This is a genomic window from Deinococcus gobiensis I-0, from assembly GCF_000252445.1.
Classification (GTDB): domain Bacteria; phylum Deinococcota; class Deinococci; order Deinococcales; family Deinococcaceae; genus Deinococcus; species Deinococcus gobiensis.
In genome coordinates this window covers 1,349,424-1,369,733 of sequence record NC_017790.1, presented here as the reverse complement: position 1 = coordinate 1,369,733, position 20,310 = coordinate 1,349,424, and the positions used below count along the sequence as shown (strand labels likewise).

22 protein-coding genes are annotated in these 20,310 nt (G+C 70.3%); 4 read left to right on the top strand and 18 right to left on the bottom strand.

Annotated features, from left to right (window positions below):
• Positions 1 to 10: 10 nt before the first annotated feature.
• From nuoL to DGO_RS06340, 12 genes are all read right to left on the bottom strand, one after another.
• The gene (gene nuoL, locus DGO_RS06395; RefSeq protein WP_083847232.1) at positions 11 to 1,969 is read right to left on the bottom strand and encodes an NADH-quinone oxidoreductase subunit L; all 1,959 of its coding nucleotides are present in this window, start codon (positions 1,967 to 1,969) and stop codon (positions 11 to 13) included.
• A gap of 9 nt (positions 1,970 to 1,978) precedes the next feature.
• Positions 1,979 to 2,281 (bottom strand): NADH-quinone oxidoreductase subunit NuoK, encoded by a 303-nt coding sequence (gene nuoK, locus DGO_RS06390; RefSeq protein ID WP_014684665.1) that lies wholly within the window; start codon positions 2,279 to 2,281, stop codon positions 1,979 to 1,981.
• A complete protein-coding gene (locus tag DGO_RS06385) occupies positions 2,281 to 2,847 on the bottom strand; it encodes an NADH-quinone oxidoreductase subunit J (protein WP_014684664.1) in 567 nt (188 codons plus the stop codon). The genes nuoK and DGO_RS06385 overlap by 1 nt, the downstream gene beginning before the upstream one ends.
• Complete coding sequence (gene nuoI / locus DGO_RS06380) at positions 2,844 to 3,398, bottom strand: NADH-quinone oxidoreductase subunit NuoI (RefSeq protein WP_014684663.1); 555 nt, start codon at positions 3,396 to 3,398, stop codon at positions 2,844 to 2,846. Before nuoI ends, DGO_RS06385 begins: the two co-directional genes overlap by 4 nt.
• 33 nt (positions 3,399 to 3,431) lie before the next feature.
• Positions 3,432 to 4,610, bottom strand: coding sequence for an NADH-quinone oxidoreductase subunit NuoH (gene nuoH / locus DGO_RS06375; protein WP_014684662.1), 1,179 nt, complete (start codon positions 4,608 to 4,610; stop codon positions 3,432 to 3,434).
• A complete protein-coding gene (nuoG, locus tag DGO_RS06370) occupies positions 4,610 to 6,778 on the bottom strand; it encodes an NADH-quinone oxidoreductase subunit NuoG (RefSeq protein ID WP_014684661.1) in 2,169 nt (722 codons plus the stop codon). Before nuoG ends, nuoH begins: the two co-directional genes overlap by 1 nt.
• 141 nt (positions 6,779 to 6,919) lie before the next feature.
• A complete protein-coding gene (gene nuoF, locus DGO_RS06365) occupies positions 6,920 to 8,263 on the bottom strand; it encodes an NADH-quinone oxidoreductase subunit NuoF (protein WP_014684660.1) in 1,344 nt (447 codons plus the stop codon).
• The gene (gene nuoE, locus DGO_RS06360) at positions 8,260 to 8,877 is read right to left on the bottom strand and encodes an NADH-quinone oxidoreductase subunit NuoE (RefSeq protein WP_014684659.1); all 618 of its coding nucleotides are present in this window, start codon (positions 8,875 to 8,877) and stop codon (positions 8,260 to 8,262) included. The genes nuoF and nuoE overlap by 4 nt, the downstream gene beginning before the upstream one ends.
• 16 nt (positions 8,878 to 8,893) lie before the next feature.
• Entirely contained in the window at positions 8,894 to 10,126 is a 1,233-nt protein-coding gene (gene nuoD, locus DGO_RS06355; protein ID WP_014684658.1) for an NADH dehydrogenase (quinone) subunit D, read from the bottom strand.
• Positions 10,127 to 10,188: 62 nt separating this feature from the next.
• On the bottom strand, positions 10,189 to 10,797 hold the full coding sequence (locus DGO_RS06350) for an NADH-quinone oxidoreductase subunit C (RefSeq protein ID WP_083847231.1): 609 nt from the start codon (positions 10,795 to 10,797) through the stop codon (positions 10,189 to 10,191).
• Positions 10,785 to 11,321 (bottom strand): NuoB/complex I 20 kDa subunit family protein, encoded by a 537-nt coding sequence (locus tag DGO_RS06345; protein ID WP_014684656.1) that lies wholly within the window; start codon positions 11,319 to 11,321, stop codon positions 10,785 to 10,787. Before DGO_RS06345 ends, DGO_RS06350 begins: the two co-directional genes overlap by 13 nt.
• Before the next feature lie 109 nt (positions 11,322 to 11,430).
• The gene (locus tag DGO_RS06340; protein WP_014684655.1) at positions 11,431 to 11,766 is read right to left on the bottom strand and encodes an NADH-quinone oxidoreductase subunit A; all 336 of its coding nucleotides are present in this window, start codon (positions 11,764 to 11,766) and stop codon (positions 11,431 to 11,433) included.
• 290 nt (positions 11,767 to 12,056) lie between these two features.
• Here DGO_RS06340 and DGO_RS06335 point away from each other — a divergent pair, with 290 nt between their 5' ends.
• Positions 12,057 to 12,926, top strand: coding sequence for an AraC family transcriptional regulator (locus DGO_RS06335; protein ID WP_050920702.1), 870 nt, complete (start codon positions 12,057 to 12,059; stop codon positions 12,924 to 12,926).
• Positions 12,927 to 12,993: 67 nt separating this feature from the next.
• Entirely contained in the window at positions 12,994 to 14,214 is a 1,221-nt protein-coding gene (locus DGO_RS06330) for an MFS transporter (RefSeq protein WP_014684653.1), read from the top strand.
• Between the two features lie 21 nt (positions 14,215 to 14,235).
• Here the strand turns inward: DGO_RS06330 and DGO_RS06325 are convergent, their stop codons facing one another.
• Positions 14,236 to 15,105 carry an alpha/beta hydrolase gene (locus DGO_RS06325; RefSeq protein ID WP_014684652.1) on the bottom strand — a complete coding sequence of 290 codons (870 nt, stop codon included), beginning with the start codon at positions 15,103 to 15,105 and terminating at the stop codon, positions 14,236 to 14,238.
• A 100-nt stretch (positions 15,106 to 15,205) separates the two neighbouring features.
• Between DGO_RS06325 and DGO_RS06320 the strand changes: the two genes are divergently transcribed.
• Complete coding sequence (locus DGO_RS06320; RefSeq protein WP_014684651.1) at positions 15,206 to 15,643, top strand: OsmC family protein; 438 nt, start codon at positions 15,206 to 15,208, stop codon at positions 15,641 to 15,643.
• Positions 15,644 to 15,735: 92 nt separating this feature from the next.
• Here the strand turns inward: DGO_RS06320 and DGO_RS06315 are convergent, their stop codons facing one another.
• The gene (locus tag DGO_RS06315; protein WP_014684650.1) at positions 15,736 to 15,999 is read right to left on the bottom strand and encodes an acylphosphatase; all 264 of its coding nucleotides are present in this window, start codon (positions 15,997 to 15,999) and stop codon (positions 15,736 to 15,738) included.
• A 94-nt stretch (positions 16,000 to 16,093) separates the two neighbouring features.
• A complete protein-coding gene (locus DGO_RS06310; RefSeq protein ID WP_043801366.1) occupies positions 16,094 to 16,696 on the bottom strand; it encodes a hypothetical protein in 603 nt (200 codons plus the stop codon).
• Between the two features lie 169 nt (positions 16,697 to 16,865).
• On the opposite strand from DGO_RS06310, the gene DGO_RS06305 reads away from it, so the two are divergent.
• Positions 16,866 to 17,840, top strand: coding sequence for a polyprenyl synthetase family protein (locus DGO_RS06305; protein ID WP_043801363.1), 975 nt, complete (start codon positions 16,866 to 16,868; stop codon positions 17,838 to 17,840).
• A 104-nt stretch (positions 17,841 to 17,944) separates the two neighbouring features.
• On the opposite strand, the gene yidC is transcribed toward DGO_RS06305, so the two are convergent.
• From yidC to rnpA, 3 genes are read right to left on the bottom strand one after another with little or no spacing between them, the layout of a single operon-like run.
• The gene (gene yidC / locus DGO_RS06300; RefSeq protein WP_014684648.1) at positions 17,945 to 19,579 is read right to left on the bottom strand and encodes a membrane protein insertase YidC; all 1,635 of its coding nucleotides are present in this window, start codon (positions 19,577 to 19,579) and stop codon (positions 17,945 to 17,947) included.
• Entirely contained in the window at positions 19,576 to 19,854 is a 279-nt protein-coding gene (gene yidD, locus DGO_RS06295; RefSeq protein WP_083847230.1) for a membrane protein insertion efficiency factor YidD, read from the bottom strand. The genes yidC and yidD overlap by 4 nt, the downstream gene beginning before the upstream one ends.
• The gene (gene rnpA / locus DGO_RS06290; RefSeq protein WP_050920891.1) at positions 19,851 to 20,303 is read right to left on the bottom strand and encodes a ribonuclease P protein component; all 453 of its coding nucleotides are present in this window, start codon (positions 20,301 to 20,303) and stop codon (positions 19,851 to 19,853) included. The genes yidD and rnpA overlap by 4 nt, the downstream gene beginning before the upstream one ends.
• Between the last annotated feature and the right edge of the window lie 7 nt (positions 20,304 to 20,310).

Below are 20,310 nucleotides of genomic sequence, written 5' to 3'. Positions count from 1 at the left end.
GGCCGCACGGTCACTGGCCCCCCATCCCGATGGTCCGAATGGCCCAGTACCCGATGATCAGGGCCGTGCCCAGCAGCATGCTCACGGCGTAGGCCCGCACGAACCCGCTCTGCCACAGCGCGAACAGCCCGCCGGGGGCGGCGACGTTGCGGGCCACGCCGCTCAGGGCGCCGTCCACGCCCCGGTCGGCCACGTCCAGCGCCCCGGCAATCGCGCGCCCGGGCACGGCCAGCAGCGTGTCGTACGCGGTGTCGAGGTACAGCCCGCGCGTGCTCGCTTCGCCCAGCGGCCCGGTGCCCAGGACGCCCCGGCGGTGCTCGGCCCAGGCCCAGGCCAGCCCGCCCACCCCGGCCAGCACCGCGAGCAGGGTGAGCAGCCACTCGGTGCTCGCCGCGATTTCGTGCGGGTGCAGGGGAATGGCGCGGCCCAGATACGTGTCGAAGGCGTGCCCCCCACCCAGGAAGCTCGGGATGTTCAGGAAACCCGCCAATGTGGCGAACGCGGCCAGGATGCCCAGCGGCACCTTCATGAGCGTGTCGGCGTCGTGGATGTGGTGGACATGGCCCCGGTACTCGCCGCGCCACACCAGGAAGTACCAGCGGCCCATGTAGAAGGCCGTGAGCAGCGCGACCCCCAGCCCGACCACGTACAGCGCCGGACTCTGGGTGTAGGCGGCGGCCAGGATCGCGTCTTTGGAGAAGAAGCCGCTCCAGATGGGAATGCCCGCGATGGCCAGCACGCCCGCCGCCGAGACGAGGTGCGTGAAGGGCATGAACTTGCGCAGCCCGCCCATCGCCCGCACGTCCTGCTCCTCGTGCAGCGCGTGGATCACGGCCCCCGCCGCCAGGAACAGCAGCGCCTTGAAAAACGCGTGCGTGAGCAGATGAAAGACCCCGGCCGAGTAGGCGTGCAGCCCCACCGCCATGAACATGTACCCGAGCTGCGAGACGGTCGAGTACGCCAGGATCTTCTTGATGTCGTGCTGGTTCAGGGCCGACAGCGCCCCGTACAGCGCGGTCAGGCCGCCCACCCAGGCCACCCACAGCGAGGCGTTCGGCGCGAGGTCGTACAGGAAGTGGCTGCGCGCCACGAGGTATACGCCCGCCGTGACCATCGTGGCCGCGTGGATGAGGGCCGAGACCGGCGTGGGGCCAGCCATCGCGTCGGGCAGCCAGGTCGTCAGGGGCAGCTGCCCCGACTTGCCGACCGCGCCGACGAGCAGGAACAGGCAGGCGAGTTCGATGCCCGCCTGCGCGGCGGGGAAGCCCTCCACCCGCTCGGCGAGTTCGGGAATGCTGAGGGTACCGTAGAGCTTGAACAGCAGGAACATCCCCAGCATGAAGCCCAGGTCGCCGATACGGTTCATCAGGAAGGCCTTGCGCGCGGCGTTCGAGTTGGCGATTCCTTCGCGCCCGCTCGCCTCGCGCACGTCGCGGCTGCTGCCTTCGGAGGCGCGCCCCGAGAACCAGAACCCGATGAGCAGGAACGACGCCACGCCCACCCCCTCCCAGCCCACGAACATGAGGGGATACGAGTCGGCCAGCACGAGCACGAGCATCATCGCCACGAAGAAGTTCAGGAAGGCGAAAAAGCGCGTGAACTGCCGGTCGTGGCCCATGTAGCTCAGCGAATAGACGTGGATCAGGAAGCCGACCCCGGTGATGATCAGGGTCATGAGCGCCGAGAGCTGGTCGAGGTAGAAGCCCACCGCGAGGTTGGCAGCGATGGGATTGCCGGCGGCGCCGCCCTCGCCCAGCGCCATATTGGGCAGCCAGGTCCACAGCACCTCGTGGGCGGGGGCCGCGCCCTGACCCAGAAAGCGCGTGAGGGCCACACCGAAGCTCAGGAGGACGGCGGCGCTTGCCAACAGCCCGCCCGAACGGCCCGGAAACAGCCGGGGCAGCAGCATCAGGAGGGCGAAGCCCAGCAGCGGAAAGAGCGGCAGCAGATACAGGGGCAGCGCGTTCATGGGGCCACCTCAGCCTTTCAGGGCGGCCAGCTCGTCCACGTTGGTGGTCTCGCGGCGGCGGAAGATGGAGACGATGATCGCCAGACCGATGGCGACCTCGGCGGCGGCCAGGGTCATCACGATGAACACGGCCGTCTGCCCGGTCAGGTCGCCCCAGGCCCGCGCGAAGGCCACCAGCGAGAGGTTCGCGGCGTTCAGCATGAGTTCCACGCTCAGGAAGACCATGATGGCCGTGCGCCGGGTCAGCACGCCGATCATGCCCAGGGCGAACAGGATGCCCGAGAGGGCGAGGTAATACGTCGTCGGGACCATCAGGCGCGCACCTCCTCGGCGAAGTCGGGGTGGGCCGGCGCGGCGTCCGGCACCGGGTCGGGCTGCGGGGCGGGGCGCTGCACCAGGGCCACCGATCCCACGATGGCGACCAGCAGCAGGATGCTGACCGCCTCGAAGGGCAGCAGGAAGCGGGTGAGCAGCGTCTCGCCGACCGCCCCCGCCGCGCCGCCGCGCAGGGCCTGCGCCCCCTGGGCCAGCGGTTGCGGGTCGCGGTACGTGAAGGCCAGCACCACGAAAGCCCCCGCCAGCAGGGTGCCCCCGATGCCCGCCAGTTCGCGCACGAAAGGCACCGGGTCGCGGCCCTTTACGGGCTGGGTGGCCCCCAGCAGCATGATCACGAACAGGAACAGCACCATGACGGCCCCCGCGTACACGATGACCTGGGTGGCCGCCAGAAAGGACGCGTTCAGGGTGGCGAACAGCCCCGCAATGCTCAGCAGCGTGCCGACCAGCCCGAGCGCGGCGTGTACGGCGTTGCGCGCCGCAATGGTGATGACCCCGCCGACCAGCGTCAGCGCGCCCAGCAGGATGAAGGCGAGCATCATGACGGGTACTTCACCCCCTCCAGCTCGGGGCGGGGGCCACCCTCGACCGTGAAGCCCACGCGCACCGGCTGCCCCTTACGGGCGGCCTCGCGGCGCTGCGGAACGCTGCCCTGTACGCCCACGAGCATGTCGTCCTTGCCGTACACGAAGTCGCGGTAGCGGTAGTCGGCCATCTCGAACTCGTTGCCCATCACGACCGCGCCAGTCGGGCAGGCCTCCTCGCACATGCCGCAGAAGATGCAGCGCAACATGTTGATCTCGTACACCCTGGCGTAGCGCTCGCCGGGGCTGTGGGGGTGGGCCGGGTCGTTCTCGGCGGCCTCCACGTAGATCGCGTAGGCGGGGCAGGCGGCGGCGCACAGCGAACAGCCGATGCACTTTTCCAGGCCGGGTTCGCCGGGCACCATGCTCGGGTGGCGGGTCAGGATGTGCCGCCCCCGGAAGCGCGGCTGGAGGGTAGCGCGCTGCTCGGGGTAACTCACGGTCACGGGGCGGGAAAACAGCTTGCCCAGGGTCAGGCCCATGCCCTTGGCGATATCGAGAACACCCACGTCAGAGCCTCCTTAGGGGGAAAAAGCCGGACATCAGTCGCCTCCGGCCGGACGGGCCCGGGGCCGCGCGTCGCCGCCGCCCGGATGCACGGCCGGCACGTTCCACAGCGCGCGCACGCGGTCGCTGAGCACGAACAGCACGCCCAGCGCCAGCAGGCTCAGGACACCCAGGGTCCACAGGCCCCAGCCCGCCGGGCGCAGGAAGGCAAGGTAGAAGGCCACCAGGATGGTGTTGCCCAGCGCCAGCGGCAGCACGAGCTTCCAGCCCAGGCGCATGAGCTGGTCGTAGCGCAGCCGGGGCAGCGTGGCGCGAATCCAGATAAAGACGAACAGGAAAAAGGCGATCTTGAGCACGAGCCAGACGAGCGGCCAGTCGGCGATGCCGGGAATGACGCCGTTCAGGAACGCCGGGCCACGCCAGCCGCCGAAAAAGAGGGTCGCCATCAGCGCCGAGGCGGTGATCATGTTGACGTATTCGGCCATCTGGAACAGCGCCCACTTGATCGCCGAATATTCCGTGAGGTAGCCCGCGACGAGTTCCTGCTCGGCTTCGGGGAGGTCGAAGGGCGTGCGGTTGACCTCCGCGAAGCTGCTGACGATGAACAGCGCGAAGGCGAAGACCTGCACCACGACCATCCAGCTGTTGGCGGCCTGCCAGCCCACGATGTCCAGCAGGTTGGTGCTGCCGACCAGCATGAGCAGCCCCAGCACGCTCAGGCCCATGCCCAGTTCGTAACTGATCATCTGCGCGCTGCTGCGAAGGGCCCCCAGCACCGGGTACTTGCTGCCCGACGCCCAGCCGCCCAGGAAGATGCCGTAGACGCCCACGCTGGTCAGGGCCAGCAGGGCGAGCAGCCCCGCGTCGAGGTTGTAGACCCAGGGATTCTCGCCGAAGAGGCTGCGCGGCGGCCCGGCCGGAATGCCCCCGAAGGCGGTCAGGGCCATGCCGATGGCGACGATGGGGGCCAGGGTGTAGACCAGCTTGTCGGCCCCGCTGACGCTGAGGTCTTCCTTGAAGATGCTCTTGATGGCGTCGGCCAGCGGTTGCAGCAGCCCCATCGGCCCGACCCGGTTGGGGCCGAGGCGGATCTGCATGCGGGCAAGGAGCCGCCGCTCGATCAGGGTCATGTAGGCGAAGGTGGTCAGGAGCGCCAGGGCGACCAGCACCCCCTTGAGCACCGTGATGAGCAGCGCGGCAAGCCAGTCGGGCATCAGTCGTCACCTCCTAGGACGGCAGGGCGCGGGGGCGGGGCGCCGAGCATCGGCAGCTCGGTCAGGCCCGCCCAGGCGGGTTGCGGGGCCCAGTTCGCGTCCACCATGCCCTCGCGCCACAGCCGGGGCACATGGCTCAGGCCGCCGGTCGGGGCGACGTGGTGGCCGGGGCGGCCTAGGAGTTCGCCGGGCACCGGCACCGCGCCCATCTCCTGCGCCAGCCTCGAGTGCGCCGACTTCAGGCCGCGCACGCCGGTCCGTACCCCCAGCGCCTCGGCCACCGCGCCCAGGGCCCGGATGAGGTCGGCGGCCTCGCCGGACAGCACGGCGGCGGGTTCCAGCGCCAGCGCGCGGCCCTCGATGTTCACGACCGTGCCGCGCTTTTCGTAGCCGGTCACGGCGGGCAGCACCACGTCGGCCTGCCGCGCGGTGGCCGTGAGGTGCGTGTCGTGGACGACCGTGAAGCCGCGCGCACGCCCCGGCCGCCCTTCGCCCACCGGGTCCAGGCGGCTGAGGAAGGCCGCGCCCGCCCCGGCCAGATTCGCGTAGCCCAGCGCGCCGGCACGCGGCACGAGGGGCAGGTGCGCCAGCCCCGCGCTGTTGGCCGCCGCCGCGAGGGGCAGCACCTTCGCCCCAGTGCGCAGCGCGAGGTCGCCCAGGTTGGCCGCGAAAGTGCCGGAGGGGGCGTTCAGCACGTCGGCCCCCAGCACGAGCACCGGCCGTTCGGCGCGCTCCAGCAGGGTCAGGGCGGCGCGCCAGTCCGCGCCCTCGCCCGCGATCAGGCGTTCGAGCAGCCGGCCTTCGGCCTCGATGGTCAGCCCGGCATGCGCCCACAGTCGCGACGGGCGGCCGATCACGGCCAGCTTCTCGGGCCTGCGGGCCGGGCGCTCGACCAGCCGCAGGTCGGCGATGGCCGTGCCGTGCGCGAATTCGGGCGGAATCAGGCCGCCGCGCAGCATCTCCAGGATGCGCAGCTCGGCGACCGGGGCCTCCTCGCCCAGATCGGCGCCCAGCACGACCACCGCGTCGGCGGTCGCCAGGTCGCCCAGCGTGGCGGCCGGGGCCGTGACCGCCTCGGGGGAGCGCGGCCAGTGGTCCACGTTGCGGCTGCCCAGCGCGCCCGCCAGGGCCAGCAGCGCCGCGCCCTCCTCCAGCGTGCTGTCGGCGTGCAGGAACAGCCCGAGGTCGGCGGGCGCCGTGCCCGCGAAGCCCCGGCGCATCGCCGCCACGGCGTCGTCCCAGCTCGCCTCCCGCAGCTCGCCCTCCACGCGCACCAGGGGCCGGGTCAGGCGGCCCTGCGACGCGAAGACGTGCCCGAAGCGGCCCGCGTCGCAGATCCAGGCCTCGTTCACGTCGCGGTTCTCGCGGGCGACCACGCGCTCCAGCCGGCCACTGCGGGCGTCGGCGGTGATCGAGCAGCCGACCGGGCACAGCGTGCAGGTCGTCGGCGCGTGGTCGTACTCCCAGTTGCGGCCCCGGAAGCGCGCCACGTTGTCCAGCAGCGCCCCCACCGGGCAGATGTCGGCGATGTTGCCCTGAAAGCCGACCGGCAGCCCGCCCTCCTCGGTATCGATGAAGGTATGCCCGCCGCGCTCGATGAAGTCCAGCACCTCCTGGCCCGGCACCTCCTCGAAGTAGCGCACGCAGCGCTTGCAGTGGATACAGCGTTCCTGGTCGAGGATGATGAAGTCGGAAAGCGGGTAGTGCTTGTCGGCGTGGCGGCGGTCGAAGCCGAAGCGGCTCGCACCGTAGCCGTACTCGAAGGCGCGGTCCTGCAACTCGCACGCGCCGCCCTTGTCGCAGGTCGGGCAGTCGAGCGGGTGGTTGAGCAGCGTGAATTCCATCATGCCGGCCTGCGCCTTGGCGACCACCTCGGAGGTCGCGGCGGTGCGGATGTGCATGCCCTCGGTGGCCTGCATGGTGCAGGCGGCCATCGGCTTGGGAAACCAGAAGATCTTGGGCTGCCCGTCGTCGCCCAGCTCGAACTGGCCGTCCTTGCCCTTGCGGGGGCTGCCCGACTCGACGAGGCACATGCGGCAGGCGCCCACCGGCGAGAGGTACGAATGCGCGCAGAAATAGGGCACGTCCCGCCCCGCCGCGAACACGGCGTCTATGCCGGACGTGCCTGCGGGCAGGTCGAGTGCGGTGCCGTCAACGGTGACTTTCACTGAGGGCCTCCGGGGGAGTGGGAAGTCGGCCGTGGGTCATGGAATTAGAGTCGGCCGAGGCTTGAGGGAACACCCGTCGGCGGCCAGGGGCAGACGAGTCCCCCCACCGACCACCGGCAGCCACCCCCTCGCCGCAACCGCTCACGCCTCCCTCCAGCGACGGCGCGGCGGGTAGAGCGGCTGCCCGGTCGTCGCCAGGACGTCGTATTCCTCGCGGAAGAGCTTGATGGAACTCAGGACCGGCCCCAGACAGGCGTCGGCCAGCGCGCAGAACGAGCGGCCCCCGATGTTGTCGGCCATGTCCAGGATGAGCTGTACGTCGCCCGGCTGCCCGTGCCCGCGCACCAGCTTCTCGTACATCCGGACCATCCAGCCCGAGATACCCTCACGGCAGGGGGTGCATTTGCCGCAGCTCTCGTGGGCGTAGAAACGCACCATGTTCCAGGTGGCGTTCACGATGCAGTCCTCACGCGGAATCAGGGTCACGCCGCCGGTGCCCAGCATTGAGCCCGCCGCCGCCAGCGACTCGTAGTCCAGGGGCATATCGAGCGTCTTATCGTCCCAGGGCAGCATCGGGCAGGAGGACCCGCCGGGAATGACCGCCTTGACCTCCACCTGCGGGCCGCCCGCCCAGTCATAGACCAGTTCGCGCAGCGGCGTGCCCAGCGGCAGCTCGTACACGCCGGGACGCCGGACCGGCCCCGACACCTGAAAGAGCTTCATGCCCTTGCTGCGCTCGGTACCCATGCCCGCGTGCCAGTCGGCCCCGTATTTCAGGATCTGGGTGGCGGCGCAGAAGGTCTCGACGTTGTTGATGGTCGTCGGCAGGCCATACAGCCCGGCGGCGGCGGGAAAGGGCGGCTTGAGGCGCGGGTTGGCGCGCAGGCCCTCCAGCGAGTTCATCAGGGCGGTTTCCTCACCGCAGATGTAGGCCCCCGCCCCCCGGTGCACCTGAAGGTCGAAGTCGAAGCCGCTGCCCAGCACGTCCTTGCCCAGCAGCCCGGCGGCGCGCGCCTCGTGGATGGCCGCCCACATCCGCTCGGCCGCCTGCACGTACTCGCCCCGGATGTAGACGTAGCCCGTGCTGGCCCGCATGGCGTAGCCGCCGATGAGCATCCCCTCGATGAGCTGGTGCGGGTCTTCGGACAGCAGGTAGCGGTCCTTGAAACTGCCCGGCTCCGACTCGTCGGCGTTGCAGATGACGACGTGGGGCCGGCCGTCGTTGAGCGGCATGAACGACCACTTGAGGCCCGTGGCGAAGCCCGCGCCGCCGCGCCCGCGCAGGCCGGACTTCTTGACCTCCTCGATCACGGCGTCCGGCCCGAGCGAGAACGCCCGCGCGGCGGCCCCGTAACCCCCGGTGCGGCGGTAGGTGTCGAGCGTCCAGCTGTCCGGCTGCCCTACCGCCGCGTACAGCGTGGGCACGAACCGGGCGTCCCTGCCGCTGGTGATGGGCTTGGGGGGGGTAGGCGCGGTGGCGGTCATGGCTGTCCTCCGGCGGTCAGGGGCCGCAGCGAGGCCGTACCTGCCCCCACCGCCTCGCCACTGGCCGTCACCTGCCGCCCGGCCGAATTGACCATGACGGGCACGGGCGCGTCGGGGGCAGGGGGCCGCCCCTGGCGCAGTTCGGCGAGCAGGTGGCGGCACTTGGCCTGCGTCACGCGCTCGTAGTAGCCGCCGTCGTTCAGCTGAATGACCGGCGCGGTGCCGCACGACCCCAGGCACTCGACCTTCTGCACGCTGAAGCGCCCGTCACGGCTGACCTCGCCGGGCTGCACGTCGAGTTGCGAGACGAGTTCGTCCCACAGCTCGTCGCTGCCGGCCAGCGCGCACATCACCGTCGAGCAGACCTGGAGGTGGTACTGGCCGGTGGGCAACGTGTGGTACGTCGAATAGAAGCTCATCACGCTGCGGACCTCGGTGGCGGTGGTGCCGCACAACGCGGCGATCTCGGCCATGCGCGGCTCGGAGACGAAGCCCTCGGCGTCCTGCACCTCGCGCAGCAGGGGCATCAGCGCGCTGCGGCGGCCCTGCGGGGTGCCGGGGTAGCGGGACAGGATGTCGGCCACGAGGCCCTGTTTGTCGGCGAAGTAACTCAAGAGGCGTTCTCCTTGTTCACCGGTCCACGTCCCCGAGCACCGGGTCGATGGTCGCCAGGATGGTGATGAGGTCGGCGAATTGCCCGCCCACGCAGGCGTACTCCAGGGCCTGGAGGTTCACGAAGCTGGGCGCGCGGATCTTGACGCGGTAGGGCACCGAGCCGCCGTCCGAAACGATGTAGTAGCCCACCTCGCCGCGCGCCGACTCGACCGGCACGTACACCTCGCCCAGCGGCGGGTGAAAGCCCTCGGTCACGAGCTTGAAGTGGTGGATGACCGCCTCCATGCTCGTTTCGAGTTCCTGGCGCGGCGGCAGCGAGATCTTGCGGTTGGGGTCCTTGACCGGCCCCGGCGCGAGCCGCGCGAGTGCCTGGCGGATGATGCGCGCGCTCTGGCCGAATTCGAGGAGCCGCACCGTGAAGCGCGCGAGGCTGTCGCCGTCCGGGCTGGTCACCACGTCGAAGTCGTAGTGCTCGTAGCCCGAGTAGGGGTTGTCCTTGCGGTGGTCGAGCGGCACGCCCGAGGCCCGCAGGTTCGGCCCGGTCAGGCCCAGGTCCAGCGCCACCTCGGGCGGAATGACGCCCACGCCCTGCGCCCGGTCCACGAAGATCGGGTTGTGGGCGAACAGGGTCGTGTACTCCTCCACCCCGCGCTCCAGCTGATCGAGGAACGCCGAGACCCGCCCCGGCCAGCCCTCGGGGATGTCGCGGCTCAGGCCGCCCACCCGGAAGTAGCCCTGGTTCATGCGGTAGCCGCAGACGGCCTCGAAGAGGTCCTGGCAGGTCTCCTTCTCGCGGAAGGCGTAGAAGAACGGCGTCAGCGCCCCGAGGTCGAGCAGGCCCGTCCCCACGAACACGAGGTGGCTGTGGATGCGCCCGAGTTCGTGCAGGATCACGCGCACGGTACTGGCGCGCTCGGGCACCTCGGCCCCCAGCAGCTTCTCGACGCTCAGCACGTAGGCGAGTTCGTGGCCGAAGCAGTGCAGGTAGTCGGTGCGCGGCGCATAGGTCACGCCCTGCTGGTAGGTGCGGTGCTCGAAGGTCTTCTCGAACCCGGTGTGCAGGTAGCCCATGTGCGGCGTGACCTTCACGACGTACTCGCCGTCCATGTCCACGACCAGCCGCAGGACGCCGTGGGTGCTGGGGTGCTGCGGCCCCACGTTCAGGCTCATGGTCTCGGTGTGCAGCAGGGCGCCGGTCTGGCCCCGCAGCCGCTCCTGCGCCGTGGATTCCTGGTGGTCCGGCCCCATCCGCTCGGGCGGCAGGGTCCCGCCGGGCGTACCGGCGCCGTGGGTGGGTTTGGGGCTGCGGATCATTTCGGCCCTCCTTCCGGCATCACGGGGGGTTCGAGGTCGCGCGTGGCCCCCCGGCGCAGGCTGCCGCGCCAGCCGCTCAGGCCGCTGTCCTGCCCGTTCAGGCCCGCGCGGAAGGCGGCCGGGTCCAGAAAGCGCCCCTCGCGGAACAGGGTCGGCGTCTCGCCCAGCGGGAAGTCCTTGCGCAGCGGGTGGCCTTCGAGGTCGTCGGGCGTCAGCACCTTGCGCAGGTCGGGGTGCCCCACGAACTCGATGCCCAGCAGGTCGTACACCTCGCGCTCCAGATAGTTGGCGGCGCGCCACACCGGGTACAGGCTGTCGAGCGTTTCGCCGTCTTCGAGCCACACCCGCAGGAACAGCCGGCGGTGGTCGCGCGGGTGGTAGAGGTTGTGCAGCACGGCAAAGCGCGCCGGGCGGGCCTCGGGGTAGCGCAGGTAGTCGAGGCCCACCGTGTCCATGAGCATGAAACCGCGCTCGCCGAGTTGCCGGGCCACCGCGCGCAGCTCGGCCGCCTCGACGACCACTGTCGCCTCGCGCGAGTCGTCGCGGGTCAGGCCCAGTTCGGCCAGCAGCGGCCCGAGGTCGCGCTCCGCCGCTAGCGCGTCCATGCGTCCACCATCGGAAGCTGGTGCCCCAGGCTGTCGAAGGCCTCGCCGCGCACCTTCTTCTGGAGCTGCATGACGGCGTAGATGAGCGCCTCGGGGCGGGGCGGGCAGCCGGGCACGAAGATGTCCACCGGCACGACCTGATCGACGTTCTGGACGATGGCGTAGTTGTTGAACATGCCGCCCGAACTCGCGCAGGCGCCCATCGAGATCACCCATTTGGGATCGGGCATCTGGTCGTACACGCGGCGCATGACCGGGGCCATCTTCTTGCTCAGGCGCCCCGCCACGATCATCACGTCGGCCTGTCGGGGCGAGGCGCGGAAGACTTCCGAGCCGAAGCGCGCCAGGTCGTTGCGCCCGTTGGTGCTGCTCATCATCTCGATGGCGCAGCACGCCAGCCCGAAGGTCGCCGGCCACATGCTGTTGCTGCGGCCCCAGGCCACCAGTTTTTCCAGGCTGGAAAAGAGGATGCCCTCGGATTCCAGCTCCTGCCAGTCGCGGTCGAACAGTTCCTTCAGTGGCATGGGAACACCTCTGGGGCGGGGAGGGTGAGGGGAAACGCGGCTGGGGTGGCGCTGGACCCGGGGGCGGCCCCTCGCCCCACTTGATCAACCGGCCTGGCAGGACCCGCTCTCAGGCCCATTCCAGCACCCGCTTTTTCAGCACGTACACGTAGCCCACCAGCAGCAGCAGCACGAAGGTCAGCGCCTCGAAGAAGGCGAAGGGGATGAGCTTCTGGTACGCCACCGCCAGGGGGTAGAAGAACGCCGTCTCGATGTCGAAGACGATGAACAGCATCGCCACGAGATAGAAATGCACCGGAAAGCGCTGCCCGGTCCCCACACCGCCGCGCTCGGGGTCGTTGCCGCTTTCGTAGGCCATGAGCTTGACGCGCGTCGCCTTCTTCGGTCCCAGCACGGCGCTCACGATCACCGCCAGCACCCCGATGCCCAGGGCCAGCAGCAGCATGATGACGAAATTCGCGTATTCGATACGGCTTCCTCCTTCGGCGGAACGACCCCGCAGAGACACATCTCTCGTGAAAAACGGCACGAGCTAAGTGAAAAAAGAGAGCGGCGAATGGGCTGCTTGAGTTGATGGTACGCGGTTGTTCTAGCACAAAAAGGCGCGTGGGGGCGGCGCTCTGCGGCGGGTCACGGCGGCCGTCCTCCCGCCCTGCGGACCTGCGCCGCCGGTCAGCGGGCGACCTGTTTTTCCCGCCCGGCCACGCCGTCGCCGCCCTGCCTCACACTGGAGCGGTGCGATTCCGGCATCATGGTCCCGACACGCGCCTGCGCGGGCTGGTGCAGGGCTTCTGGGAACTCGAAGACGCGCAGCTGGCGTGGCCCGAGCAGAACTACAGCCTGCCGGAGCGCACCCTGCGCCTGATGTTCTCGGCCGAGACGCTGCGGCTGGGGCCGAGCCTGACCGAACTGCGGCCCCTGCCGCCGGTCGTGCTGACTCCGTTCATCCGGCAACCGCACCGCACGGTGGGCCAGGGCCGGCTGCGCATGCTGGTGGCCGAACTCTATCCCTGGGCCGCCCGGCAGCTGCTGGGCTGGACGGCCGACACGCCGCCGGACGCCCTGGACGCCGCCCTCAGCGCCAGCCCCTGGGGGCGCGAGGTGGTGGGGCTCGTGCGGAGCGGCGAGTGGACAGCGGCCCGCGAGGCGCTCGAAGGGCATCTGCTGGCGCTGGGCCACCTGCGGGACGGCCCGGGCACAGGGGTCCTGGCCGCCCAGCGGATCTACGGGTCTTTCGGCGCGGCGCGGGTGGCCGACCTGGCCGAGGAACTCGGCGTCAGCCCCCGGACACTGGAGCGTCAGTTCGCCCGCGAGGTCGGGGTCGGCGCCAAGACCCTGGCCCGCGTGGTGCGCTTCGACGAGGCGAACACCCGCATCCGCAGCGACCCGGCGGTGCCGATGGCCGACCTCACCTTCGAGCTGGGCTTTTTCGATCAGGCGCACCTCATCAAGGAATTCCGGGCCCTGTCCAGCCTGACCCCCGGGGCCTTCGCCTCCCTGGCGGCCCGGCGCCGTCAGCGCGTGGACCTGGACCTGCTGCGCGCGGCCGGCGAGCAGCACCTGGACCTGGAGCGGCTGCCGGGCTTCGAGCCGGACCCGACCTGAAGCGGGCCAGCCTGCGCTGTCGCATTTTTCCAATGCCGCGGCCGGGCGCCGCTCCTAGCCTGGACCCATGAACGTCCTGCCCAAACGTCCGCCCACCGCGCTCCTGCTGTTCACGCTCTTTCTGTTCGGACTCAGTCTGTCCCTCGTGTTTCCGGTGCTGCCCTTCATCGCGGCGCGCTACGTGCCCGACCCCGGCCAGCAGAGCGTGGTGATCGGGCTGCTGGCCGCCACCACCTCCCTGCTGGCCTTCTTCGGCTCGCCGGTGCTCGGCGCCCTGAGCGACGCCTTCGGCCGCCGCCCGGTCATCCTGCTCACGCTGCTCGGCTCGGCCGCCGGCTACCTGCTGTTCGGCATCGGCGGCAGCCTCGCCATGCTGTTCCTGGGCCGCGTGCTGGACGGCGTGGCGGCGGGCGGTATGGGCGCCCTGTTCGCGTACATCGCCGACACCACCTCCGAGGAAAACCGCGCCCGGGTGTTCGGGCAGGTGGGCGCGGCGGTCGGCGCCGCCATGATCGTGGGCCCGGCGGTGGGCGGCCTGCTCGCGCACTTCGGGACCAGCACGCCGGTGTTCGTGGCGGCCGGCGTGACCCTGCTGAACCTGTTGTGGGCGGGCGCCGCGCTCCCCGAGACGCTGGTCCCGGAAAAGCGCCGGCCCGATTTCGGGCTCGCCCACCTCAACCCGCTGCTGCACCTGCGGCAGGCCCTCGCTGCCCCACTGGTGCGCCGCCTGGTGACCGTGAGCGCGCTGTTCATCCTCCCCTTCTCGCTGATGCAGGTGGCCCTGCCGGTCATGGCCCGCGACCTCCTGCACTGGGGACCGGGACAGGTGGGCACGGTCCTGATGGTCTCGGGATTGAGCGACGTCGTGGCGCAGGGCCTGCTGCTGCCCTTCCTGATCCGCACGCTGGGCGAGGGCCGGGTGGCACGCGCCGGCCTGGCCCTGGGCGTGGCCGGGATGGCCGGGCTGGCGCTCTTACCGCTGCGCCCCCTGGCCCTGTGGGTCTACCTCGGCGTGACGCTGCTGGCGCTCGGCGAGGGCATCTACACCGCCTGCATGACCACCCTGATCTCGCTCGCCGTCCCGGACAGCGAACAGGGCCGGGTACAGGGCGGCACGCAGGCGGTGGGCCAGCTGGCCCAGGTGGCCGGGCCGCTGGTCGGCGGGCAGCTGTATGCCCGGCTGGGGCCGGCCGCGACCTTCGGCGTGGGCGCCGTGATGGTCGTGATGGCCCTGGGGGCGCTGCTGGGTATCCGCCTGCCCAGGGCTACGGACGCGGTGGCCGCCTGAGCGCCGCGCCGTGAACAGGCCTTATCCCGGCTGTGCCCCGGCCTGCTCGCCCCGGCTCTGGGGCGAGGTTCTGGCCTGCAACCACTCGAGGATCAGCGCCCGGACCTCGTCGCGCGGCTCGTCGTTCAGGAGTTCGTGGTACCCCCCCTCGATCTCGACATAGGTCTTGTCGGCCGAGGCGATGGCCCCGGCAAAACGCCGACTGCCGCGCGGATCGGTGATCTTGTCGGCCGAGCCGTGCACGATCAGGGTGGGCAGCCGCCACGAGGCGTAGCTCTCCCACAGCGAGGCGCTCAGGCGCAGCATCGAGGCCCCGCTCAGGGCGGGCACGCCGCCCCGATACACCTCCCCGTCGGCCCCGTAGGCCTCGACCTCGGCGGTCAGGCGCGAGAGCCCGCCCGTCGCCAGCCGCGCGGCGGGCAGCCCCGGCGCGGCGCGGGCGATCAGGGGGGCGAGGCGGCGCAGCCACACCGGCTCGTTTTCCCCGACCAGCAGGGCCGGACTCGACAGGATCACGCCACGCAGGCCCCGCGGATCCCGCGCGGCGCTCGCCGCCGTGATCAGCCCGCCCATGCTGTGCCCGAAGGCGAACAGAGGCCGGTCCAGGCCCCGCAGCGCCTCCCGCGCGCGCAGGTGGTCCCCGACCAGCAGGTTCAGGTCCACCACCGCGCGCCGTCCCTCCGAGGCCCCGTGACCGCGCTGGTCGTAGGCGTACACGTCCAGGCCCTGCGCCGTCAGCGCCGGAATCAGGCCGTGGTAGCGCGAGACGTAGCGCCCGGCATACTCCCCGAAACCGTGGGTCAGGAGTACCGCGCCGCGCGCCTCTCCCGGGGCGGGCCACAGGTATCCCGTGACCGGCGCGCCGGGAACCGTCCAGTTCTGGGCTTGCATTCTCCCGAGTCTAGCGGGTCGTCCGGCGGGGCCTTGAGCATCCGCTCACCTACTTACTAGAGGGTAGACATTTGTGGCGCACACCGCATAGAGTGGACGCATGGCAGACATTGCGCGGAAGGCGAATGCCCAGTGGATGGGCGACCTCAAGAGCGGGAAGGGCAACATCAGCACCGAGAGCGGCACGGTCAAGGACGCGCAGTACTCCTTCGGCACCCGTTTCGAGAACGGTGTGGGCACCAATCCCGAGGAACTGCTCGCCGCCGCGCACGCGGGCTGCTTCACCATGCAGCTCTCGGCCCTGCTCGCCGCCCACGGCCACGACCCGCAGGACGTGCGGACCGAGGCGACCTGCGAAATGGTCAAGGACGGCCCCGGGTTCAAGGTGAGCACCATGCGCCTTCAGGTGCGTGGCAAGGTCGGCAACATCGACCAGGCCGAGTTCGAGAAGCATGTCGCCCAGGCGGCCGACATGTGCCCCATGAGCCGTGTCATGAAGGGCAACGTGGAAATCGTCCACGAAGCCGTGCTGGAATAAGCGGCCCCGCCGAACAACAACACAGCGTGCCCCGGCTCCGGCCAGGGCACGTCTTCTCTTTCTCCGGCCGGAGCCTTTCCAGGCCACGTCCCTCAGTACACGTGGAAGTCGTTCAGGCCGGTGGCCTCGCTGTACTGGGTCTGGACTTCCTGCACACGGGCGTGGGGTGGGCCGCGCCGCAGCCAGTGCAGCAGACGGTCGAGGTCGGCCTGCGTGCCCTCGGCGACGACCTCCACCCGGCCGTCGGTCAGGTTTTCGGCGTAGCCTCGCAGGTTCAGGTCACGGCAGTGGCGCTGCACGTAGCGCCGGTAGCCGACCCCCTGAACGTTTCCAATCACCAGAGCAGTCAGACGCATATGGGCGTCAGGGTAGCGGTCCCGTGCCTGCCAGAACAGCGAACTCCCACCCTTTGACGGGGTGGGAGCGGCCGCAGGCTCAGAAAGGGGCGGCTCAGTGGTCGGTCTGGGGCACGCGCTCGCTCTGGAGCGCTCCCTTGCGGCTGAAGGCGTCGTCGAGCTTGGCCGCGCCGCTGCGCCGCATGATGTTCATGGCCTCGTCGGCCCGCGCGCCGTCGGGGTCGCGGGCGATGACCATCACGTAGCCGTTCTTCATGCCGGTATAGAACTTCTCGGCCTGCACGGCAGGCACGCCCAGACGGCGCAGCAGCTTGACATAGTCGCCGTGATCGGTGCCCGAGAGTGCGCCGAACAGCCCGCCCAGGCCCAGACCGCCCAGCGCCCCGAACAGCATGCCCGCGAGGCCGCCGTCGGCGAAGATGCGCGTGCTGGGCACGATGAGCAGCAGGATCCAGATGGGCGTGGTCATGGCGAGGCCGCCCGCCAGACCCAGCAGCGACCCCCGGATGACCCCGGCGGCCCCGGCCGGCGACCCCGCCTCGGGGCTCACGCCGGTGGCCTGGGCCAGATCGTTCTCGGCCACGACGTCGGTCATGGCGAAGGCCAGACGCTCGCGCTCGAAGCCCCGGCTCTGAAGGGCTTCGAGCGCCACCTGCGCCTGCCGGGGTTCGGGGAAGAGGGCAACCACGCTTTCCATGAGACGTTTTTTAGCATGCCGGACCCCCCACGCGCGAGGGACAAAACGCGGCGCGCCGCGGCGGGTCCCCGTTTCCCCCAAGAAAAGCCCAAGTCGGCCCCGCCGCCCGGGCCCGCGCCCGGTACGTTTTCCCCTCGTCAGGGGCAAAGCGCCTCCCTATACTCGGCGCATGACCGGCGTGTCCAGCCTGACCGTCCCCGACGTGGCCTTCGAAACGCGGCTGCGGGAGGTGCTGCGGTCGCGTGTGGAATTCATCGAGCTCATCGGCGACGACCTCCAGACCGCCGGGGGCAAGCGTACCCGGCCCCTGATCGGCCTGCTGGCGGCGCAGGCGCTTGGGGTCCACCCCGGGCAGCCGCGCTGGCCGGACGTGCTGGACCTCGCGGTCTGCACCGAACTGCTGCACTCGGCCAGCCTGCTGCACGACGACCTCATCGACGACTCCGACACCCGGCGCGGGCATCAGACGGCCTTCCGGCGCTTCGGCAACGTGGTCAGCGTGATGAGCGGGGACTTCATGCTCGCGCGGCTGCTCACGCTGCTCGCCGGTCTGCCCGGCGCTCCGGCCCTGACGCGCGCTTTCGGCATGGCCGCCAGCGACATCTGCGAGGGCGAGGTGTTGCAGTTTCAGGTGGCTTCCTACGCCGACTACTCCTTCGAGCACTACTTCCGGGTCATCCACGGCAAGACGGCCGCCCTGGTCGAGCTGGCGGCCAGTGCCCCCGCCACGCTGCTGGGGGCCACCCCCCGGGAGCACGAGGCGCTGGCGACCTTCGGACGCGAGTACGGTATGGCCTTCCAGCTTCAGGACGACCTGCTCGACCTGACCGGCGAGGAGGAACTCATCGGCAAGCCGGTCGGGGGCGACCTGCGCGAGGGCAAGGCGACCTATCCCCTGCTGCTGCTGCTGGACACCCCCGACGGCGACGAGGTCCGCGCCGTACTGGAGCGCCGGGCCGCGCAGGAGGGCGACCTGGCGCGGATTCTTGACCTCGTGTCGCGCTACGGCGCGGCCGAAGCCACCCGCGAGGAGATCCGTCGCCGGGCGGGCATGGCGACCGAGGCGCTCCGGGCGCTGCCTGCCTCGGAGGCCCGCAGCGCCCTGGCGGCCCTGGCCGAGCGCGAACGCGACCGCAGCCGCTGAGCGCAGCATTCAGGAGATTGAGGGGCGTGTTGCCAGCCGCTCGACGAAACGGAAAGCCGCCCGACCGGAAACTGGTCGGGCGGCTTTCCGTTTACTTTCGGCGCTTACTTCTTGGGCGCGTCGATGGTCTTGGCGGGTTTGGCTGCGGGCTTGGCGGCCGTCACGGTGCGGACCGGGGCCTTCTGCACGCCGAGCGTGGCCGTCTCGCGCTCGACCTGCTTGTTGATCAGGATCTGCTGGCCGATGCCGATCAGGGTCGAGAGGATGATGTAGATGGTCACGCCTGCCGGGAAGGTCAGGGCGAAGTACAGGAAGATCAGGTAGATGAACGCCTGCTGCTTGAACATGTCGGGGTTCTTGCGCGTCATCACGTAGAGCTGCCCGATGTTCACGACGAGGTACACGAGCGCCAGGATGTAGAAGGGGTCCGGCACGGCGAGGTCGGGCAGCCACAGGAAGCCGCTGTCGAACTCGAAGTTGCGGATGGTGGACCACAGCGCGATGAGGATCGGGAACGGCAGGAAGGTGCTCAGGCAGCCGGCCGGATTGAAGTTGTGGTCGCGGTAGAGCTGCTGCATCTCGCTCTGCATGGCGCGCTGCGAGTCCACGTCCTTGCGGTCCTTGTACTTGTCCTGAATTTCCTTGATCTTGGGCTGCATGACCTGCATGCGCGCCGTGGTGCGCCCCTGCGTCTGCATGAGCGGCCACATGATCAGCCGGAGCAGGATGGTCAGGGCGATCAGCACGAGGCCCCAGTTGCCGATGACCTTGTACATCGACTCCATCAGCTTGACGATGAACAGGCTGATCTCCCCGAAGATGTTCGGCTTGAACAGGCCCGGCAGACTGGTGTAGCCGCTCTGGTACAGGTGGATGAGTTCGTTCTTGCCGCCGTACACTTCGAGGTTGCTGCTCGCCGGTACGCTGGCGCTGATCAGGCCCTGCGCGCCACCGGTCAGGGTCACGTCCACCGACGTGCCCGACTGCGGCCGGACGATCAGGGCATGCGCCGTCTGGTTGGCCTTTTCCTGCAGGGCTGCGTACTGGATGTTCTTGACGTTCAGGGTGCCGCTGCCCTGCACGCCCGCCGGCTGCCCGCCCACCGGCACGGCGCGCACGTCGGGGTTGTCGGCGCGGCCCAGGCCGGGGAACAGCATGTTCACGCGCTCGTCGCCGCCCGTCACCTGCGTCTGTACGTCGATCTTGAAGTTCCGCGGGTGCATCACGACCGTCTTGGTCACGCTGACGCCGCCCTGGGTGTAGCGGAAGACCGCTTCCTGGCGGTTGGCCGGCAGGTCCAGGCTGAGGGTCGGCGCGGTCGTCTCGGCCGACTGGGCGGGGTTCAGGGCGCCGCCGCTCAGGGCGAAGGCGCGGCGCTCGGGCGCGAAGGTGGCGGGCTGCTGGCCGTTCTGCGCCGCGCCGCCCACCATGTTCACGATGCTGCGCGAGTTCTTGAGGGCATCGAAGTTGTAGGTGCCGTCGGCGTTGCGCTTGATGTACGGCGTGCCGGCGTAGCTCTTGACGTACCAGCCGATCACCTCACCGCGCGCGTTGAAGACCACGTCCTGCAGGTTGCTGGTCGCGATGTACTCGTCGCCCGGCTGACCGTCGAAATCGGCGGTGATCCACTCGGGAATGATGGCTTTGCCGAAGGTGGGCAACGGGCCGGTCTGGCCGCAGCCCGCGAGCAGCAGCGTGCCGCCCACGGCGGCCAGCGAAAGCAGAAATTTATTGGTCATGTGTTGGTTGGGGGGGTGGAACGCTTGGGAAAATGCTCGGGCACCGGGTCGAAACCGCCCAGCACCAGGGGGTTGCAGCGCGCGACGCGCCACGCGGCCAGCCAGCCGCCCCGCACCGCGCCGAAACGTTCGATGGCCAGGGCAGCATACTCGGAACAGCTCGGGCTAAAACGGCAAGTCGGTGCGGGCTTCAGGGGCGAGAGCCGGCGCTGGTAGGCCCGCACGGCGCGCACCATGCCGCGCGCGAGGGAACTGCGGCGGGCGGGCAGGGTCATGCCCCTTCTCCACTAGGCACCGGGACCGTCAGGGACGTAGAAGGCTCGGTCACGCTGCCGGATACGGTGCCGGAGCGCCCCGCGTTCCCGCCCCGGCGCCCTCCCCCCTTGCCGCCGCGCCCTGGCGCGCGCGCCAGGGCCCGCGCCAGGGCGTCTTGCAGCTCGGTGAAGGGCACGGTCAGAACGCCCGGGGCCGGCATCAGGATGGCGCGGCAGGGCGGCAAGCCGCCGGGCAGGGTCCGCAGCGCCTCGCGCACGCGGCGGCGGGCACGGTTGCGGTCCACCGCCCGCTTCAGGGTCTTTTTGGGCACCACGATGCCGATGATGGCGCGCGGACGCCACACCTCGCCGTGACGTGGGCGATATTCGGCCAGCCGCAGGGTAAAGAGCGGGCCACGCACGGGCGAGCCGTGGGCGCGCACCTTGCGGAATTCGCGCTCGCCGCGCAACGAGGAC

Excerpts from the sequence above, each read along its gene's own strand:
- nuoL (WP_083847232.1), bottom strand. The coding sequence starts at position 1,969 with ATGAACGCGCTGCCCCTGTATCTGCTGCCGCTCTTTCCGCTGCTGGGC.
- nuoK (WP_014684665.1), bottom strand. The coding sequence starts at position 2,281 with ATGGTCCCGACGACGTATTACCTCGCCCTCTCGGGCATCCTGTTCGCC.
- DGO_RS06385 (WP_014684664.1), bottom strand. The coding sequence starts at position 2,847 with ATGATGCTCGCCTTCATCCTGCTGGGCGCGCTGACGCTGGTCGGCGGG.
- nuoH (WP_014684662.1), bottom strand. The coding sequence starts at position 4,610 with ATGCCCGACTGGCTTGCCGCGCTGCTCATCACGGTGCTCAAGGGGGTG.
- nuoF (WP_014684660.1), bottom strand. The coding sequence starts at position 8,263 with ATGACCGCCACCGCGCCTACCCCCCCCAAGCCCATCACCAGCGGCAGG.
- nuoD (WP_014684658.1), bottom strand. The coding sequence starts at position 10,126 with ATGGGGCCGGACCACCAGGAATCCACGGCGCAGGAGCGGCTGCGGGGC.
- DGO_RS06350 (WP_083847231.1), bottom strand. The coding sequence starts at position 10,797 with ATGGACGCGCTAGCGGCGGAGCGCGACCTCGGGCCGCTGCTGGCCGAA.
- DGO_RS06345 (WP_014684656.1), bottom strand. The coding sequence starts at position 11,321 with ATGCCACTGAAGGAACTGTTCGACCGCGACTGGCAGGAGCTGGAATCC.
- DGO_RS06340 (WP_014684655.1), bottom strand. The coding sequence starts at position 11,766 with ATGCTGCTGCTGGCCCTGGGCATCGGGGTGCTGGCGGTGATCGTGAGC.
- DGO_RS06330 (WP_014684653.1), top strand. The coding sequence starts at position 12,994 with ATGAACGTCCTGCCCAAACGTCCGCCCACCGCGCTCCTGCTGTTCACG.
- DGO_RS06325 (WP_014684652.1), bottom strand. The coding sequence starts at position 15,105 with ATGCAAGCCCAGAACTGGACGGTTCCCGGCGCGCCGGTCACGGGATAC.
- DGO_RS06320 (WP_014684651.1), top strand. The coding sequence starts at position 15,206 with ATGGCAGACATTGCGCGGAAGGCGAATGCCCAGTGGATGGGCGACCTC.
- DGO_RS06315 (WP_014684650.1), bottom strand. The coding sequence starts at position 15,999 with ATGCGTCTGACTGCTCTGGTGATTGGAAACGTTCAGGGGGTCGGCTAC.
- DGO_RS06310 (WP_043801366.1), bottom strand. The coding sequence starts at position 16,696 with ATGGAAAGCGTGGTTGCCCTCTTCCCCGAACCCCGGCAGGCGCAGGTG.
- DGO_RS06305 (WP_043801363.1), top strand. The coding sequence starts at position 16,866 with ATGACCGGCGTGTCCAGCCTGACCGTCCCCGACGTGGCCTTCGAAACG.
- yidC (WP_014684648.1), bottom strand. The coding sequence starts at position 19,579 with ATGACCAATAAATTTCTGCTTTCGCTGGCCGCCGTGGGCGGCACGCTG.
- yidD (WP_083847230.1), bottom strand. The coding sequence starts at position 19,854 with ATGACCCTGCCCGCCCGCCGCAGTTCCCTCGCGCGCGGCATGGTGCGC.